Origin of the sequence: Fictibacillus arsenicus, from assembly GCF_001642935.1 — a bacterium.
Lineage (GTDB): Bacteria > Bacillota > Bacilli > Bacillales > Fictibacillaceae > Fictibacillus > Fictibacillus arsenicus_B.
Genome location: NZ_CP016761.1, coordinates 2395801 through 2412480, shown reverse-complemented (window position 1 = coordinate 2412480; position 16680 = coordinate 2395801). Strand labels below are relative to the sequence as shown.

General features: G+C 40.1%; 18 protein-coding genes. 15 read left to right on the top strand and 3 right to left on the bottom strand.

Annotated elements, in window-relative coordinates:
- Positions 1–21: 21 nt before the first annotated feature.
- The 5 genes from lpdA (at position 22) to ABE41_RS12435 (ending at position 5386) form a co-directional block, all read left to right on the top strand.
- Entirely contained in the window at positions 22–1443 is a 1422-nt protein-coding gene (lpdA, locus tag ABE41_RS12455) for a dihydrolipoyl dehydrogenase (RefSeq protein WP_066290762.1), read from the top strand.
- A gap of 14 nt (positions 1444–1457) precedes the next feature.
- The gene (locus tag ABE41_RS12450) at positions 1458–2450 is read left to right on the top strand and encodes a thiamine pyrophosphate-dependent dehydrogenase E1 component subunit alpha (protein ID WP_066290760.1); all 993 of its coding nucleotides are present in this window, start codon (positions 1458–1460) and stop codon (positions 2448–2450) included.
- A 14-nt stretch (positions 2451–2464) separates the two neighbouring features.
- Positions 2465–3448 carry an alpha-ketoacid dehydrogenase subunit beta gene (locus ABE41_RS12445; protein ID WP_066290759.1) on the top strand — a complete coding sequence of 328 codons (984 nt, stop codon included), beginning with the start codon at positions 2465–2467 and terminating at the stop codon, positions 3446–3448.
- 19 nt (positions 3449–3467) lie between these two features.
- On the top strand, positions 3468–4784 hold the full coding sequence (locus tag ABE41_RS12440; protein ID WP_066290755.1) for a dihydrolipoamide acetyltransferase family protein: 1317 nt from the start codon (positions 3468–3470) through the stop codon (positions 4782–4784).
- A gap of 164 nt (positions 4785–4948) precedes the next feature.
- Entirely contained in the window at positions 4949–5386 is a 438-nt protein-coding gene (locus ABE41_RS12435; protein WP_066290753.1) for a BrxA/BrxB family bacilliredoxin, read from the top strand.
- A 118-nt stretch (positions 5387–5504) separates the two neighbouring features.
- On the opposite strand, the gene ABE41_RS12430 is transcribed toward ABE41_RS12435, so the two are convergent.
- Positions 5505–5933 carry an NUDIX domain-containing protein gene (locus ABE41_RS12430; protein WP_066290751.1) on the bottom strand — a complete coding sequence of 143 codons (429 nt, stop codon included), beginning with the start codon at positions 5931–5933 and terminating at the stop codon, positions 5505–5507.
- A 126-nt stretch (positions 5934–6059) separates the two neighbouring features.
- Here ABE41_RS12430 and ABE41_RS12425 point away from each other — a divergent pair, with 126 nt between their 5' ends.
- The 5 genes from ABE41_RS12425 (at position 6060) to ABE41_RS12405 (ending at position 10088) form a co-directional block, all read left to right on the top strand.
- A complete protein-coding gene (locus ABE41_RS12425; protein ID WP_066290744.1) occupies positions 6060–6845 on the top strand; it encodes a transporter substrate-binding domain-containing protein in 786 nt (261 codons plus the stop codon).
- A 21-nt stretch (positions 6846–6866) separates the two neighbouring features.
- Positions 6867–7526 (top strand): amino acid ABC transporter permease, encoded by a 660-nt coding sequence (locus tag ABE41_RS12420; protein WP_066290743.1) that lies wholly within the window; start codon positions 6867–6869, stop codon positions 7524–7526.
- The gene (locus ABE41_RS12415) at positions 7519–8232 is read left to right on the top strand and encodes an amino acid ABC transporter ATP-binding protein (RefSeq protein ID WP_066290741.1); all 714 of its coding nucleotides are present in this window, start codon (positions 7519–7521) and stop codon (positions 8230–8232) included. Before ABE41_RS12420 ends, ABE41_RS12415 begins: the two co-directional genes overlap by 8 nt.
- 341 nt (positions 8233–8573) lie before the next feature.
- Entirely contained in the window at positions 8574–9539 is a 966-nt protein-coding gene (locus tag ABE41_RS12410; RefSeq protein WP_066290739.1) for an aromatic acid exporter family protein, read from the top strand.
- 48 nt (positions 9540–9587) lie between these two features.
- Complete coding sequence (locus ABE41_RS12405) at positions 9588–10088, top strand: L,D-transpeptidase (RefSeq protein ID WP_066290738.1); 501 nt, start codon at positions 9588–9590, stop codon at positions 10086–10088.
- Positions 10089–10146: 58 nt separating this feature from the next.
- Here the strand turns inward: ABE41_RS12405 and prli42 are convergent, their stop codons facing one another.
- On the bottom strand, positions 10147–10239 hold the full coding sequence (gene prli42, locus ABE41_RS21055; RefSeq protein WP_226535063.1) for a stressosome-associated protein Prli42: 93 nt from the start codon (positions 10237–10239) through the stop codon (positions 10147–10149).
- Between the two features lie 184 nt (positions 10240–10423).
- Here prli42 and ABE41_RS12400 point away from each other — a divergent pair, with 184 nt between their 5' ends.
- The 5 genes from ABE41_RS12400 (at position 10424) to ABE41_RS12380 (ending at position 16325) form a co-directional block, all read left to right on the top strand.
- Positions 10424–12064, top strand: coding sequence for an acyl-CoA mutase large subunit family protein (locus tag ABE41_RS12400; protein ID WP_066290737.1), 1641 nt, complete (start codon positions 10424–10426; stop codon positions 12062–12064).
- Between the two features lie 22 nt (positions 12065–12086).
- Positions 12087–12932: a methylmalonyl-CoA epimerase gene (mce, locus tag ABE41_RS12395; RefSeq protein ID WP_066290734.1), complete on the top strand. Its 846-nt coding sequence runs from the start codon at positions 12087–12089 to the stop codon at positions 12930–12932.
- Between the two features lie 2 nt (positions 12933–12934).
- Positions 12935–14482: an acyl-CoA carboxylase subunit beta gene (locus ABE41_RS12390; protein ID WP_066290732.1), complete on the top strand. Its 1548-nt coding sequence runs from the start codon at positions 12935–12937 to the stop codon at positions 14480–14482.
- A gap of 17 nt (positions 14483–14499) precedes the next feature.
- A complete protein-coding gene (locus tag ABE41_RS12385; RefSeq protein WP_066290731.1) occupies positions 14500–15630 on the top strand; it encodes a M20/M25/M40 family metallo-hydrolase in 1131 nt (376 codons plus the stop codon).
- A 197-nt stretch (positions 15631–15827) separates the two neighbouring features.
- Positions 15828–16325 carry a MarR family transcriptional regulator gene (locus ABE41_RS12380; RefSeq protein ID WP_066290729.1) on the top strand — a complete coding sequence of 166 codons (498 nt, stop codon included), beginning with the start codon at positions 15828–15830 and terminating at the stop codon, positions 16323–16325.
- Positions 16326–16356: 31 nt separating this feature from the next.
- Here the strand turns inward: ABE41_RS12380 and ABE41_RS12375 are convergent, their stop codons facing one another.
- On the bottom strand, positions 16357–16566 hold the full coding sequence (locus ABE41_RS12375; protein ID WP_066290726.1) for a hypothetical protein: 210 nt from the start codon (positions 16564–16566) through the stop codon (positions 16357–16359).
- Positions 16567–16680: the final 114 nt, after the last annotated feature.

Below are 16680 nucleotides of genomic sequence, written 5' to 3'. Positions count from 1 at the left end.
CAGCAAAAGGAGATATGAGCGATGTCAAAAGATTTCGATTTGGTCATAATGGGCGGAGGAACAGGCGGCTATGTAGCCGCCATCCGTGCTGCTCAATTAGGTAAAACGGTTGCAGTTGTTGAAAAAGGAAAGCTTGGCGGAACATGCCTTCATAGAGGCTGTATACCTAGTAAAGCATTGTTGAGAAGTGCTGAAGTGTACAAAACAGCTAAAAAAGCTGCTGACTTTGGTGTAGATATAGAAGGATTAGGTCTTAATTTTTCAAAAATGCAAGAACGAAAGCAGTCGATTGTCAATCAGCTTCATATGGGCGTCCAGAGCCTTATGAAAAAAGGTAAAATAGAAATTTACGAGGGAACAGGACGCATTCTCGGTCCTTCTATCTTTTCTCCAATGCCAGGAACGGTGTCAGTAGAATTTAATGACGGCACAGAGAATGAAATTTTAATCCCGCAAAATGTAATCGTTGCCACAGGTTCTAGACCACGTTCTTTACCCGGGCTAGAGATTGACGGTAATTATGTTATGTCAAGTGATGAGGCTCTTGAGATGGAAACGCTTCCTGCTTCTATCATTATTGTTGGAGGCGGAGTCATTGGGATCGAATGGGCTTCCATGCTTAATGACCTTGGGGTTGAAGTAACTGTATTAGAATATGCAGACAGAATTGTACCTACCGAAGACGAAGAAATCTCTAAAGAAGCGGCTCGTGTGTTAAAGAAAAAAGGCATTAAACTTGTTACATCTGCAAAAGTACTTCCTGATACGTTAGAAACAGGAAATGGCGTTTTGATCTCTGCGGAACATAAAGGGGAAACTAAACAGTTTTCAGCTGAAAAAATGCTCGTTTCTGTTGGCCGACAAGCGAATACAGAAGGAATTGGCTTAGAAAACACCACCATAAAAATTGAAAACGGATACATTCAGACGAATGAGTATTTCCAAACTGCTGAAAGTCATATTTATGCCATTGGAGATGTTATTGGTGGCCTTCAGCTGGCACATGTAGCTTCACATGAAGGAATAACAGCTGTAGAACACCTTTGTAATTTAAAGCCGGAGCCGATTAATTACGACAATATCTCAAAGTGTATTTACTCGAGTCCTGAAATGGCTAGCGTAGGTCTGACAGAAAAACAAGCTAAAGATCAGGGCTTCAATGTTAAAGTTGGAAAGTTTCCATTTAAAGCAATAGGCAAAGCGCTTGTATACGGAGAAAGCGACGGATTTGTAAAAATCGTAGCAGACAAAGATACAGAAGATCTTCTCGGGGTACATATGATTGGTCCTCATGTTACAGATATGATCTCTGAAGCAGGACTGGCGAAAGTACTTGATGCAACACCATGGGAGATTGCACATACTATCCATCCGCATCCTTCTCTTTCAGAAGTTTTTGGTGAAGCGGGATTAGCAGTTGAAGGAAAAGCAATTCATTTTTAAGGAGGTAAAAAACAATGGCAGAAACACGTCATGAACAATTAGGTTTAACGAACGAAGATGTTATCCATATGTTTAAAACAATGCTTTTAGCAAGAAAGATTGATGAGCGCATGTGGTTATTGAACCGCGCTGGTAAAATTCCTTTTGTAATCTCATGCCAAGGCCAGGAAGCTGCACAAGTGGGTGCTGCAATGGCACTGGATAACGAAAAAGACTATGTGTTGCCTTACTATCGTGATATGGGTGTAGTATTGCAGTTTGGAATGACTGCAAAAGATCTAATGCTTTCCGGATTTGCAAAAGCGGAAGACCCAAACAGCGGCGGGCGTCAGATGCCAGGTCACTTTGGATCAAAAAAGCTTCGTATTGCGACAGGTTCGTCTCCTGTAACTACACAAGTTCCTCACGCAGTAGGTATTGCATTAGGCGGAAGAATGGAAGGTAAAGATATTGTAACGTTCACAACATTTGGAGAAGGTTCTTCTAATCAAGGAGATTTTCATGAAGGAGCGAACTTTGCTTCAGTTCATAAATTGCCTGTAATCTTTATGTGCGAAAACAATAAGTATGCGATTTCAGTTCCGATTTCAAAACAATTGGCGTGTGTAAACGTTTCTGACCGTGCGATCGGCTATGGTATGCCAGGTGTAACAGTTGACGGAAACGATCCATTGGCTGTTTATGAAGCTGTAAAAGAAGCAGCTGATCGCGGCAGACGAGGGGAAGGTCCTACACTTATTGAAACGGTTGCTTATCGTTTAACACCTCACTCTTCTGATGACGATGATCGTGCATACAGAACACGTGAAGAAGTAGAGGAAGCAAAAGCAAAAGATCCGATTCATACTTTTGCTGCATACTTGAGAGAGAATGGAATCTTAACTGAAGAGTTAGAGAAACAAATCACTGAAGATATTCAAAAAGAAGTGGATGAAGCTACAGAATACGCAGAGAACGCAAAATACGCTGATGCTGAAACTGCGCTTCTGCATGTTTACGCAGAGTAAAGGGGGAAAACAAGATGCCGGTAATTTCATATATTGATGCTGTAACACAAGCGATCCGCGAAGAGATGCAGCGTGATAAAAAAGTTTTCGTTGTAGGAGAAGATGTTGGAGTACGCGGAGGAGTTTTCCGTGCAACTACTGGTTTGATCGAAGAATTTGGTGAGGAAAGAGTTATCGATGCGCCGCTTGCAGAATCTGCAATCGCTGGTGTAGGAATTGGTGCAGCTATGTATGGCATGCGTCCTATCGCAGAAATGCAATTTGCTGATTTCATCATGCCAGCTGTAAACCAAATTGTTTCGGAAGCTGCTAAAATCCGTTATCGTTCAAATAATGACTGGTCTTGTCCTATTACGATCCGCGCTCCTTATGGCGGCGGTGTACATGGTGCACTCTACCATTCGCAGTCAGTTGAAGCGCTGTTTGCTAATGTTCCAGGTTTAAAGATTGTTATGCCTTCAACACCATATGACGTAAAAGGTCTTTTAAAGGCAGCAATTCGTGATGAAGACCCTGTATTATTCTTTGAACATAAGCGTGCATATCGCTTAATTAAAGGGGAAGTTCCAGAAGAAGAATATACATTGGAGATCGGAAAAGCAGATGTTAAACGTGAAGGTGATGACATTACCGTAATTACATATGGACTTTGTGTTCATTTTGCACTACAAGCTGCTGAAAAGTTAGAAAAAGACGGAATCTCTGCTCATATTCTAGATCTTCGTACTGTGTATCCATTGGATAAAGAAGCAATCATTGAAGCTGCATCTAAGACGGGTAAAGTACTTCTTGTTACAGAAGATAACAAAGAAGGAAGCATCATGAGTGAGGTTGCAGCGATTATTGCTGAAAACTGCTTGTTTGAACTAGATGCTCCAATTCAGCGCCTTGCAGGTCCAGATGTTCCAGCAATGCCATATGCACCGACTATGGAAAAACACTTTATGGTGAATCCTGATAAGGTAGAAAAAGCCATGAGAGATCTTGCGGCATTTTAACAAAAAGGAGGGAACTTAAATGGCTACAGAACAAATTACAATGCCTCAACTCGGGGAAAGTGTAACAGAAGGAACGATCAGTAAATGGCTCGTACAACCTGGTGATACAGTAAAGAAATATGATCCTCTAGCTGAAGTGATGACTGATAAAGTAAACGCAGAAGTCCCTTCATCATTTAGCGGAACAATTAAAGAACTTGTTGCTGGAGAAGGCGATACACTTTCTGTAGGTGAACTGATCTGTTATATTGATACAGAAGAAGGAAGCAGTTCCGCTGAATCCGCTCCTGCTAAAAAAGAAGAAAAAAAGGCTGAAACAGCGCCCTCTCCAGTGAGCAATGCATCTGCTGCTCCTAAAAAAGATACAGCTGCAAGAGGCCGTTACTCACCAGCTGTTGTCCGAATGGCGTCTGAGCACGGAATTGACTTGAGCCAAGTTGAAGGAACAGGCCAAAGCGGAAGAATTACAAGAAAAGATCTGCAGCAGATTATTGATTCTGGTCAGATTCCAACTGCAGACAACAAACCAGCAGCTGCATCTGCTCCAGCAGTTTCTGAAATTAAACAAGAAACTGTTTCACAGTCAAAAGAAACTGCATCAGGCTTAAAGCCAATCACTTTTGAATCTATGCCTGGCGATGTGGAAATCCCTGTTACAGGTATCCGTAAAGCGATCGCTCAAAACATGGTACGTTCAAAACACGAAGCTCCGCATGCTTGGACGATGGTTGAAGTAGATGTTACAAATCTTGTGGAATACCGTAATTCTGTTAAAGGTGATTTTAAATCAAAAGAAGGCTATAACATTACTTTCTTGCCATTCTTTATTAAAGCAGTTGTTGAATCGTTAAAAGAATTCCCGCAATTAAATTCTATGTGGGCTGGAGATAAGATCATTCAGAAGAAAGATATTAATATCTCTATCGCTGTAGCTACTGATGATGCATTGTATGTGCCGGTAATCAAGAATGCAGATGAGAAGTCGATCAAGGGAATCGCTCGTGATGTTAAAGAGCTTGCTGATAAAGTAAGAACGAATAAACTTTCAGGCGATGATATGAAAGGCGGCACATTTACAGTAAACAACACAGGCTCTTTTGGATCTGTTATGTCAACGCCTATCATTAACTACCCGCAAGCTGCCATTCTTTCTGTTGAATCCATTGTGAAGCGTCCAGTAGTAATGAATAATGGGATGATTGCAGTACGTGATATGGTAAACCTTTGCTTATCACTTGATCACCGTGTACTTGACGGACTTGTTTGCGGCCGTTTCTTAGCACGAGTAAAAGAACGTCTTGAAAACATGACGAAAGAAAACACATCGATTTATTAAAAAAATTTTAGAAAGTGGTTTATGCCGGTTTGAAACGGGGTAGAGTTTAACATCAACACCTCCAAACCCCATAACCCCCTAAGAAAAGTGCCGTAAATGTTACGGCATTTTTCTTTTTTATATTCCTTTTATTGAGTACAATAAGAAGGAAAGGAGCTGACGAAATGAACTTTCAATTCAATTTATTTAATGATGTAGTAGAAACGGCTCGTAAAGAAATGGCCGAAGCTGGCTATACTCAGCTTTTTAAGCCGGAGGATGTAGAAGAAGCATTTAGTAGAAAAGGTACAACACTTGTGATGATTAATTCCGTTTGCGGATGTGCAGGAGGAATCGCACGTCCAGCGGCTTCATATTCAGTAAAACAAGATGTACGTCCAGACCAACTCGTTACCGTTTTTGCTGGTCAGGATAAAGAAGCAACTGAAAAAGCACGCTCTTACTTTACTGGGTATCCTCCTTCTTCGCCTTCATTTGCTCTATTAAAAGACGGAGAGATTCAAATGATGGTTGAACGCCATGAGATCGAAGGACACGAACCAATGGAAGTAGTAAATAAATTAAGAAGCGCTTTTGAAGAGTATTGCAAAAAGGAAGCGTAAAAACGGTGATAAGCTGTCTCTTATAAAAGAGGCAGCTTATTTTTTTTATTTAGAGCTCATAAATCAAGGCGCAGCCGAGGATTTATGAGCGTTCGCAGAGATTTATGAGAAATTAAAACTATTCCTTAATTAATGTTTTCTTTACAGCCCAGAGGTGTGACTCATGAAAAAGCATTCGTTTCGCTTCATCAAGCTCCATCCACACAAGTTCATGATCATCCTCTATTGGTGGTTTTACATATTCTCCGAAATCACCTGCATAAAAATACCCATTATTCATTATGTACTCATTTTGCCTTGATTGAAAATATTGTTTTTCATTTCCGATGTAGCGTTCAATATTTATATTAAATCCTGTTTCTTCTACACATTCTCTCATAAGACACAACTGTTGTTCTTCAGATTTTTCTATTCCGCCGCCAGGCAGAAAACCTTTTCCGTTCTGTACCATTATAGCGACTTTTTCTCCCTCAGAATCCAGAATAACAGCATAAACGGCATCTCTTTTTCGATAGTCGACACCGGGAATAACTTCTCCAAAGTTCATAGTGAATCCACCTCCATTGAATAAAAATACATTCAGAATTATTAAAATACTTATTTTTGATTATTTATGTGTTAATATTCATTTTAACGAATAAATATAACTACATTGTATAAGGGGACATGCAAAATGAAACGCAATTTCTTAAGCATTTATTTTATCATAATCATCGCTTTTCTAGCGGGATGTGGTGCAGTAGAAGAAAAAAGTTCATCGGACACAGGAAGTGATTCTTCTGGAAAAAAATTGATCATGGCTACTTCTGCAGATTATCCGCCGTATGAATTTGTTGATACAGCTAAAGGCGGGGATGTTGTAGGGTTTGATATTGATGTAGCTAATCATATTGCGAAAGAATTAGGTTATGAAATAGAGATTAAGGATATGGACTTTAACGGGCTTATTCCAGCTTTGGACAGCGGAAAAGCAGACTTTGTCATTGCAGGAATGACACCTAATGAAGAGCGGAAAAAAACAGTTGATTTCTCAGATGAATATTATGCAGCACAGCAATTAATCGTAACAAAAGACAAATCAATCAAGTCTATTGAAGATCTTGAAGGTAAAACACTTGGAGTCCAACTAGCTTCCATTCAAGAAAAAGAAGCGGACAAGCTATTGAAAGAACATAATTTCGAAGTAGTACAACGAAACAAAGTAACTGAATTGGTACAAGAAATGAAATCTAATCGTGTTGATGCAGCTATTATTGAAGATGCAGTAGCGTATGAGTTTTTAAAGAAAAACAAAGAACTTTCATCATTTGCTTTGCCGAATACCGATGCAGCAGGTTCCGCTATCGCATTCCCGAAAGATAGTGAACTGACTAGCAAATTTAACAAAGAGTTAAAGAAGATGAAAGAAGACGGTACTTTGGACAAACTCGTTGAAAAATGGTTCGGAGTGAAAAAATAGAAGAGAGAGAGAGTGATAGGCATGAACTTGGATTTTGCCCAGCTCGTGCCTTCTATTCCTTATATATTGTATGGAATATGGGTTACGTTGCAGTTTGTGGCGGTTTCATTAGTACTCGGTTTCTTATGGGGAACAGTTCTTTCCTTATTTAAGATTGGAAAAGTAACTATACTGCGGTGGTTTGCAGATGCTTACACATCAGTATTCAGAGGAACGCCTTTAATTTTACAAATGCTGATCATCTATTATGCAGTCCCGCAGCTGACAGGAATGGATATAGGCGCTTTTACAGCAGGGGTACTCACATTTGCATTAAATTCTGCGGCTTATATTTCAGAAATCATTCGAGCAGGGATCAATGCTGTTGATAAGGGACAAAAAGAAGCGGCGATCGCTTTAGGTGTTCCATACCGTTCTATGATGCTGAAAATTATTCTGCCTCAGGCGATGAAAAATATTTTACCTGCACTTATGAATGAATTTATTACATTGACTAAAGAATCTGCGATTGTATCCGTCATTGGAGCGCTCGATATTATGAGACGTGCTCAAATCGTTGGAGCAAGCAACTATCGCTTTTTTGAACCATTGCTACTTGCAGGATTGATTTACTATCTGCTAGTTATGCTGTTAACCTTAGCAGGACGTGTGATGGAGAGGAGGCTCGCAAAAAGTGATTGATGTTAATGGATTAAGAAAAAGCTTTGGGAACAATGAAGTTTTAAAAGGCATTACTACTAAGATCAGCAAGGGTGAAGTAATTGCTGTAATCGGTCCTTCTGGTTCTGGGAAATCAACCTTCCTTCGCTGTTTGAATCTGCTTGAAACACATAATGCCGGTTCAATCAAAATTGACGGAAAAGAGATTGGACAGCTGGAAAATAATCTCCGTAAAAAGATAGGAATGGTATTTCAGCATTTTAACCTCTTTCCTCATCTAACGGTTTTAGAAAATATCACTTTTGCACCTCAGCAAGTTTTGAAAACCAGCAAAAAAGAAGCTGAGAAAAATGCACTTGAACTGCTCCAAGCTGTCGGACTTTCTGATAAAGCGAATGCTTACCCATCAAGGCTGTCAGGCGGGCAGAAACAGCGTGTTGCTATTGCGCGAGCCTTAGCCATGAATCCGGATATTATGCTCTTCGATGAACCGACTTCCGCTTTGGATCCTGAGATGGTAAAAGAAGTGCTGCAGGTAATGAAGAACCTTGTGAAAACCGGCATGACGATGGTTATCGTTACGCATGAAATGGGATTTGCCAAAGAAGTAGCAGACCGTGTTCTATTCATGGATGACGGAAGATTGGTAGAAGATGAACAGCCGGCGATATTTTTTGAAAATCCGAAAACAAAGAGAGCTCAAGTTTTCTTAGAAAAAGTGCTATAATAACGAAAGGACTTCAACTCGAGGTCCTTTTTTTAATTTGGCTGATTCCAAAACGCTCTTTTCTAAAAGATGGTTGCTACTGAGAGATTTTGACAACGTGCTTCTATGAAAAGTTAATTGGAGTGGAAGGGCGAGACTCCTGCAGGATGAGTGGGACAGGTGAGACCATTCAATGTCGCAAGGCGACGAATGGGCTCACCGCACACCTGCGGTAAGCGAGTCCTTCAACGGAAATTAACCTCTTTCAAAAGCAACAAGGTTTTCGAAAACAGCCTGTTATTTTATTAGATTTTTTAAATGTGGGAAAAGATGAAGAAAGTAGCATGAAAGGGCGTCTATTCATGAAATTTACGATTGGATACCGGACTTTAAAAACTGCAATTGGTGCAGGTCTTGCAATTGCTATTGCAGAATGGCTAAAGCTCGACTTTTACACTTCAGCCGGTATATTAACGATTCTTTGTATTAAAATTACAAAAAAACGCTCCGTGATCAGTTCATGGGAACGGTTTGCGGCATGTCTTTTAGGTATCTTGTTTGCTGCTGGCTTTTTTACTCTGATAGGCTATCATTTTTATGCTTTAACTTTACTGCTGATCTTATTTATACCAACAATCGTAGCTTTAAACCTGAAAGAAGGTATAATCACTTCTTCAGTCATCATTTTGCATCTGTATACTCTGCAGAAAATCTCCTGGTCTATTGTTCTAAACGAAGTAAGTATTATAGTCATTGGAATTGGAATGGGTCTCATTATGAATTTATACATGCCTTCAATGGAGAAGACACTTTTAAACATGCAGAAAGAGTTGGAGAACAGATATAAGAAAATTTTTCATGAATTTCATCTTTATCTCGCTCATAACAACCATGAATGGGACGGGAAAGAAATTACAGAATGTGCAGATTTAATCTCCAATGCGAAAAGTCTTGCGTTTCGTGATGTTGAGAACCATTTTTTACGTTATGAAAATCAGTATTACCACTATTTTAAAATGAGAGAGAAACAATTTGAGATCATTCAGCGAATGCTTCCTATCCTTTCTTCAATTGATAAATCGTATATCCAAGGAGAAAAATTAGGAGAGTTCTTCGAGCGTCTTGGCGCAGCGGTCCATCCAGGCAATACGGCAGCATTATTTTTAGATGAACTTGAAAAAATGCGGCAGGAATTTCGGGAGATGCATCTGCCAAAAGACAGACAGGAATTTGAAACACGTTCTAAATTGTATCAATTGCTTCAAGATATTGAAGATTATTTGCTCATCAAAAAAAGGTTCAAAATAAATGGCGGTACAAATTCATGAGAAACCCTGTAATAACAAATACTAAGTAAAAAAGACAGGGTGGATGCCATGATAAACTTCAAAATTGCTTTTCTTTTGTTTTTATCACCTATGTGGCCATTAGGAAATGCCGAAGACCTTGGTGACCCATATGTTATTGTTAACAAAGCCAGTAACAGATTGGCTTTTATAGAAGAAGGAAAAGTTACAGAAGTCTATAAAGTGGCGACGGGTAAGTCGAGTGAATTGACACCAGAGGGGCAATTTACGATCACAGTAAAGGCTGTAGATCCTTATTATCGCAAAAAAGATATTCCTGGAGGAGACAAATCCAATCCGCTCGGAACTCGTTGGATTGGATTTGATGCAAATAACACAGACGGACGTACATTTGGGATTCACGGAAACAATAACCCTTCATCCATCGGAAGGTTTGTAACGGCCGGCTGTATCAGGATGTATGAAAAAGACGTACAAAAAATTTACAGCAAAATTAAAATAGGAACAAAGATTAAAGTCATTTCAATCGAAAAGAGCTTTCAAGAATATATGAAAGAACGCTCGGAATAAAAAACGAACAAACCCCAGTCAGCTGAGACTGGGGTTTAAATTTTATTTTATGTTTTAATTATAAGAACAATGCTACTCCAGTAAGCAGACTGCTTAATACAAGAGAAATAATCATAACATATACTATCGTTTTCATCATTTTTTGAGACACAGCAGATTCCCTCCTATAGCTTTTCCTATTCAATTGTATCGTTTTTGCAAATGAGAAACAAGAATTCTATAAGCAGATACTTGCAATTTTCGTCGAAAATTTGCGGATTCAAGCAGGAAAAAGCGCTTTCAAAACGAAAGATGTTATGTTGAGAATATTTTTCTTTGTTAACAGGAGGCTTCTAATGGATAAACAACAGCGTTTAAAGAACTGGCAAGAAAAAACGGAGCAGTCAATGAATAGATTTCCCGAACGAAAAGAACGATTTCATACATCATCTGATATTGAAATTAAACGCCTTTATGGTGCTGAGGAAGAAAACTATCCTTTTGATACTTTAGGGCTCCCTGGAGAATATCCATATACACGCGGCTCACAATCTACAATGTATCGAGCTCGTTTTTGGACAATGAGACAATATGCAGGATTCGGTTCTGCAGAAGAGACGAATAAACGATTTCGCTATTTGTTAGAGCAAGGTCAGACAGGTCTTTCTGTTGCTTTTGATCTGCCTACCCAGATCGGCTATGACTCAGATCATCCGATGGCACGCGGTGAAGTTGGTAAAGTAGGTGTGGCTATCGACTCATTAGAGGATATGGAAGCTCTATTAAAAGATATACCGCTTGATAAAGTCAGTACTTCCATGACGATCAACGCGCCTGCCTCAGTACTGCTCGCCATGTATATAGCAGTCGCCCAAAAGCAAGGAGTAGAAGCAGATAAGCTATCTGGAACCATTCAAAATGACATTTTAAAAGAGTATATTGCCCGCGGGACTTACATATTTCCGCCAAAGCCGTCAATGCGCTTAATTACTGATATTTTTGCCTATTGTCAATCACATGTACCAAAATGGAACACGATCAGCATATCTGGCTATCATATACGAGAAGCAGGAGCCAATGCGGCTCAGGAGCTGGCGTTTACGATCGCTAATGGTCTTGCATATGTCGATGCAGCACTGGAAGCTGGTCTAAAGATCGATGACTTTGCACCGCGTTTAGCATTCTTCTTTAACGCTCATAATCAATTTTTTGAAGAGGCTGCAAAATTCAGAGCAGCACGAAGAATGTGGGCAAAATTAATGAAAGAACGTTATGGAGCAAAAAATCCGAAATCATGGCAGCTTCGGTTTCATACACAAACAGGCGGCTCCACTCTAACAGCTCAGCAGCCCGATAATAATATTGTCAGAGTTACGACACAGGCATTGTCTGCCGTACTTGGTGGAACGCAAAGTCTGCATACCAATTCAAGAGATGAGGCGCTTGCCCTTCCAACAGAAGAATCAGCAAGAATAGCTCTTCGGACACAGCAGATTCTAGCACATGAAACAGGTGTGGCAGATACGGTAGATCCTCTTGCTGGTTCGTATTATGTGGAAAGCCTTACAGATGAACTGGAAAGCAAAGCAAACGAGTATCTGAATAAGATTGAGCAGATGGGCGGAGCAGTTTCAGCTGTTGAACAAGGATATATGCAGCGTGAGATTCACCACACTTCCTATGAAACCCAGAAGAAAATTGAAAATGGCCAGGAAATTATTGTTGGCATGAACAAATTCACGATTGATAATGAGCCTCAGCCAGAGCTTTTAAGGGTTGATCCTGAATTAGGTGAAAAACAGAAAGAAAAACTTAAAACATTAAAGTCTGATAGAGACAAGGACCGAGTGAGCGCTCAGTTGGAAAAGCTGCGATCGGCCGCAAAAGGTCAAGAGAATTTAATGCCTGTCATTTTAGAGTGTGTAAAATCCTATTGTACAGTGGGAGAAATATGCGGTGTGCTTCGTGAGGAATTTGGAGAATATACCGGAGTCTAAGAAATAGGAGGAGTGGAGAGAGATGAAAAAAACAATCCGTGTATTAATTGCGAAACCAGGACTGGATGGTCATGACCGAGGTGCCCTCGTAATATCTCAGGCACTTAGAGATTACGGAATGGAAGTTATCTATACAGGCTTAAGACAAACACCAGAACAGATTGCATCTGCTGCTATACAAGAAGATGTGGATGCGATTGGGTTGTCTTGTCTTTCTGGTGCACATAACGAACTCTTTCCAGAAGTGATGCGTCTTCTTCAAGAGAGAGGAGCAGATGATATCATTGTCGTGGGCGGAGGTGTCATTCCATGGGAAGACATTCCTTTCTTAGAGTCAAAGGGAATTAAAAAAGTATTTACCCCTGGAACACCGACTATAGAAACGGCTGAATTTATTGAGAAAACGGTTTTTGAACGCGATGGGATATCTTCTTCTAAAGTTTCCGCAACACCGCCTGAAAGAATCGATCATATAGGCATTGCTGTATCTTCACTAGACGAAACACTGCCTTTTTATGTGAACCAATTAGGACTTACTCTTGAAGCGATCGAAGAGGTTCCTTCACAAAGAGTAAAGGTGGCTTTTATTAAAATTGGGGAAACACGGCTTGAATTATTAGAAGCAATGTCTGATGACAGCCCGATCGCTCAATTTATTGAGAAGCGTGGTCAGGGAGTACACCATGTCGCTTTAGGAGTTTCAAATATTCAAAGCCGTATAGAGGAATTGAAATCTAATGGCATCAAAATGATTAATGAAGCTCCTGTTATTGGTGCAGGAGGGGCTCAAGTTGCATTTATGCATCCTTCTTCTTCCCATAAAGTGTTGTTCGAACTTTGTGAAAAGAGTAAAAAGGAGGAAGCTTAAAAATGGACATCTATGAAAAGATAAATGAACTTTACGAAAAGAAGACTGAGATTGAACTAGGCGGGGGAGATGACCGCATTGATAAGCAGCATGAGCGGGGAAAACTGACAGCACGTGAACGGATCGATCTTTTATTGGATGAAGATACCTTTGTTGAACTCAACCCTTTTATGGAACACCGCACTCATGACTTCGGGCTTTCCGGTATGAAAGCACCAGGCGAAGGGGTTGTAACAGGTTATGGAAAAATACATGGCCGTCCTGTTTACTTATTCGCACAGGATTTTACCGTGTTTGGCGGTGCGCTAGGTGAGATGCATGCCAAAAAAATAGCCGCCGTAATGGACCTTGCAGCTAAGAACGGTACTCCTTTTATCGGTCTAAATGATTCTGGCGGTGCACGAATACAGGAAGGTGTTATGTCACTTGATGGCTATGGGCATATCTTTTATAGAAACAGCATCTACTCAGGAGTAATTCCGCAGATTTCCGTTATTATGGGACCTTGTGCAGGGGGCGCAGTATATTCACCTGCGATTACCGATTTTGTTTTCATGGTTGAAAAGACAAGTCAGATGTTTATCACCGGCCCAAAGGTAATTGAAACGGTAACAGGAGAGAAAATCTCTTCTGAGGATTTGGGCGGTGCTGAAGTCCATGGATCTAAAAGCGGTAACGCGCACTTTACAGCACCATCTGAAGCTGAAGTACTAGAAGATGTTAGAAGATTAATTTCATATCTTCCGCAGAATAATAATGAGAAGACGCCTGTATTGCCTTGGGGCGATGAAAAAGATTACCGTCCGGAACTTACTGAAATCATTCCATTTGATTCAACAAGACCTTATGATGTCAGAACGGTCATAAATGAAGTTGTAGATAAAGATTCGTTTATGGAAGTCCACGCTCAATTCGCAAGAAATATAGTTGTAGGTTTTGCAAGAATCAAGGGTGAAGTGATAGGATTAGTATGTAATCAGCCAAAAGTCATGGCTGGAGGACTTGATATTGATTCATCTGATAAAGCATCCCGTTTTATACGGTTATGTGATTCATTTAACATTCCGATCATCACATTTGAAGATGTGACCGGATTTTTCCCTGGAGTTAAACAAGAACATGGTGGAATAATACGGCACGGTGCAAAAATTTTATACGCGTATTCGGAAGCTACTGTACCTAAGATCACAATTATTCTTCGTAAAGCATATGGCGGAGCATATGTTGCGCTCAATAGTAAATCTATCGGTGCAGATATAGTCTTCGCTTGGCCTAACGCTGAGATTGCAGTAATGGGACCTCAGGGAGCTGCTAATATTATCTTCGCTAAAGAAATAGAAAACAGTGAAGACCCTGAGAAAACGAGAGCAGCAAAAATTGAAGAGTATCGCACGAAGTTTGCTAACCCTTATATTGCAGCTGCAAATGGGATGGTTGATGATGTAATTGATCCAAGAGAAACAAGAATCAAGTGTATTCAGGCGTTGGACATGCTGCGCAACAAGAAAGAAGACAGACCATACAAAAAGCATGGAAATATACCACTATAAGAAACGAGGGAATACATATGGTAAACGCTGATCGTTTATTAAACGAGTTTTTAGAGCTTGTTCAAATTGATTCTGAGACAAGATATGAAAAAGAAATTTCAATCGTACTTAAGAAGAAGTTTGAAGAGCTTGGAGTCGAAGTATATGAAGATAATGCTGAATCTAAAACAGATCATGCAGCAGGAAATTTAATCTGTACTTTAAAAGGCAACAAAAAGGAAGTAGATACAATTTATTTCACTTCTCATATGGACACGGTAACTCCAGGTAAAGGAATCAAGCCTTCTATTAAAGACGGCTATGTTGTAACAGACGGTACAACGATCCTTGGCGCAGATGATAAAGCGGGTCTTGCTGCTATGTTTGAAGCGATTAAAGTACTAAAAGAAAAAAATATTTCTCATGGCGATATTCAGTTCATCATCACAGTTGGTGAGGAATCCGGCCTAGTCGGAGCAAAAGCAATGGACGCTTCAAAAATCACAGCAAAATACGGGTTTGCATTAGACAGTGACGGACCTGTTGGAGATATTATTGTAGCAGCTCCTACACAGGCAAAAGTACGAGCAACGATCTACGGTAAATCTGCACATGCTGGTGTAGCGCCTGAAAAAGGTGTCTCAGCTATAACAATTGCGGCCAAAGCGATTTCACGCATGCCCCTTGGCAGAATTGATGAGGAAACAACAGCAAACATCGGACACTTCCATGGCGGAGGTCACGGTGAACAAACAAATATCGTTTGCGACACTGTATTTGTGTTAGCAGAAGCTCGCTCTTTAATTCATGAAAAGATGGAAGCCCAAACTCAAAAGATGAAAGAAGCCTATGAATCTGCTGCGGCTGAACTGGGCGGACGTGCGGACGTAAAGGTTGAAGTGATGTACCCTGGATTTAAGTTTAGTGATGGAGACCATGTTGTTGAAATTGCTAAAAAAGCAGCTGAAAAGATTGGTCGTCCACACAGGCTTCTTCATAGCGGAGGCGGAAGTGATGCTAACATAATCGCAGGTCACGGGATCCCAACTGTAAACCTTGCTGTTGGCTACGAGGAAATTCATACAACAAATGAAAGAATGCCTCTTGAAGAACTGACAAAAACTGCAGAAATGGTGCTGGCAGTAATTGAAGTTGCTTCTGGAAATTAAATGACATTGACGAAACTTGGCGAATTTTCGCCAAGTTTTTGTTTTTATATAGGTCAGGATGCCTGTTTTTGTCATAAAAATTAACAAATTTATCTTTTAAAGTTGACAGTCTATTTAAGCATTATGTAAGATGTTTTTATCATGTAAAAGAAAATATTGGTAATTTTTAAAAATCTTATTTCGGGGGAGGAAATGGGATGAGTCAGTTATCGGACATGCATATGATGGTTAATTATATGCGTGGTGTGTATAAAGTCCTGGAAGAGGACTGGCAGAAATCCGCAAAAGCAATCGGATTAACACAAGCAGAACAGCATATTTTATGGATTGTTTCTCTTGAAGAGGATATTACAATCTCTAAGATCGCCTATTTCGGTTTATGGGATGTCTCCACTGTAATGCAGGTGCTTAAACGGTTAAAAGACAAAGGTCTCGTCACACTAGAGAAAAAGAATGATGACCGCCGTATCTCTTATGTTTATTTAACTGAAAAAGGTATTGAAAAACATAAGGAATCAACAAGCTTCAACTGCCAAATATATGGATTCCTGCAAAAGTGGCTCGAAGATGGAGATAAACGAGAATTTTATCGGGATCTTATTCAATTACATAAGGATTTAAATAAGCATTTTCATGGCGAAGAATTTGTTGATTGGGTTGAGGATACTGGAAAAAGACTGCATGAGGCAAGGTAGATACCTTGTCTTTTTCTTTTGTTTTTAAAGCTCATTCGCTAACATATACTAATAAATAAGTTTTAAAAGGCTCTTCTCTAAAGATTGTTGGTTTTGGCTCATTTAAATCATTCTCTTCATTGACTTGTTGATGGAGTGTAAGGTGCGAGACTCCTGCGTGCCAGCCACCTGAATATGCTTCTTGCAAGGCAGCGACGAGGAACACGCTTCGATGCTGTTTTGCTTGTAGACGCAGAAGCACACGAACCTCCTTAAATGTGAGACTCCTAAGGGTGCAAAGCGCCTAGGAGGCTCACAGCACGCCCCGCGGAAAGCGAGCATGCTGTAACGGAAATCAACCACTTTCAAGAGCTGC

Coding starts and splice junctions, on each gene's coding strand:
- lpdA (WP_066290762.1), top strand. CDS start 22: ATGTCAAAAGATTTCGATTTGGTCATAATGGGCGGAGGAACAGGCGGC.
- ABE41_RS12450 (WP_066290760.1), top strand. CDS start 1,458: ATGGCAGAAACACGTCATGAACAATTAGGTTTAACGAACGAAGATGTT.
- ABE41_RS12445 (WP_066290759.1), top strand. CDS start 2,465: ATGCCGGTAATTTCATATATTGATGCTGTAACACAAGCGATCCGCGAA.
- ABE41_RS12440 (WP_066290755.1), top strand. CDS start 3,468: ATGGCTACAGAACAAATTACAATGCCTCAACTCGGGGAAAGTGTAACA.
- ABE41_RS12435 (WP_066290753.1), top strand. CDS start 4,949: ATGAACTTTCAATTCAATTTATTTAATGATGTAGTAGAAACGGCTCGT.
- ABE41_RS12430 (WP_066290751.1), bottom strand. CDS start 5,933: ATGAACTTTGGAGAAGTTATTCCCGGTGTCGACTATCGAAAAAGAGAT.
- ABE41_RS12425 (WP_066290744.1), top strand. CDS start 6,060: ATGAAACGCAATTTCTTAAGCATTTATTTTATCATAATCATCGCTTTT.
- ABE41_RS12420 (WP_066290743.1), top strand. CDS start 6,867: ATGAACTTGGATTTTGCCCAGCTCGTGCCTTCTATTCCTTATATATTG.
- ABE41_RS12410 (WP_066290739.1), top strand. CDS start 8,574: ATGAAATTTACGATTGGATACCGGACTTTAAAAACTGCAATTGGTGCA.
- ABE41_RS12405 (WP_066290738.1), top strand. CDS start 9,588: ATGATAAACTTCAAAATTGCTTTTCTTTTGTTTTTATCACCTATGTGG.
- ABE41_RS12400 (WP_066290737.1), top strand. CDS start 10,424: ATGGATAAACAACAGCGTTTAAAGAACTGGCAAGAAAAAACGGAGCAG.
- mce (WP_066290734.1), top strand. CDS start 12,087: ATGAAAAAAACAATCCGTGTATTAATTGCGAAACCAGGACTGGATGGT.
- ABE41_RS12390 (WP_066290732.1), top strand. CDS start 12,935: ATGGACATCTATGAAAAGATAAATGAACTTTACGAAAAGAAGACTGAG.
- ABE41_RS12385 (WP_066290731.1), top strand. CDS start 14,500: ATGGTAAACGCTGATCGTTTATTAAACGAGTTTTTAGAGCTTGTTCAA.
- ABE41_RS12380 (WP_066290729.1), top strand. CDS start 15,828: ATGAGTCAGTTATCGGACATGCATATGATGGTTAATTATATGCGTGGT.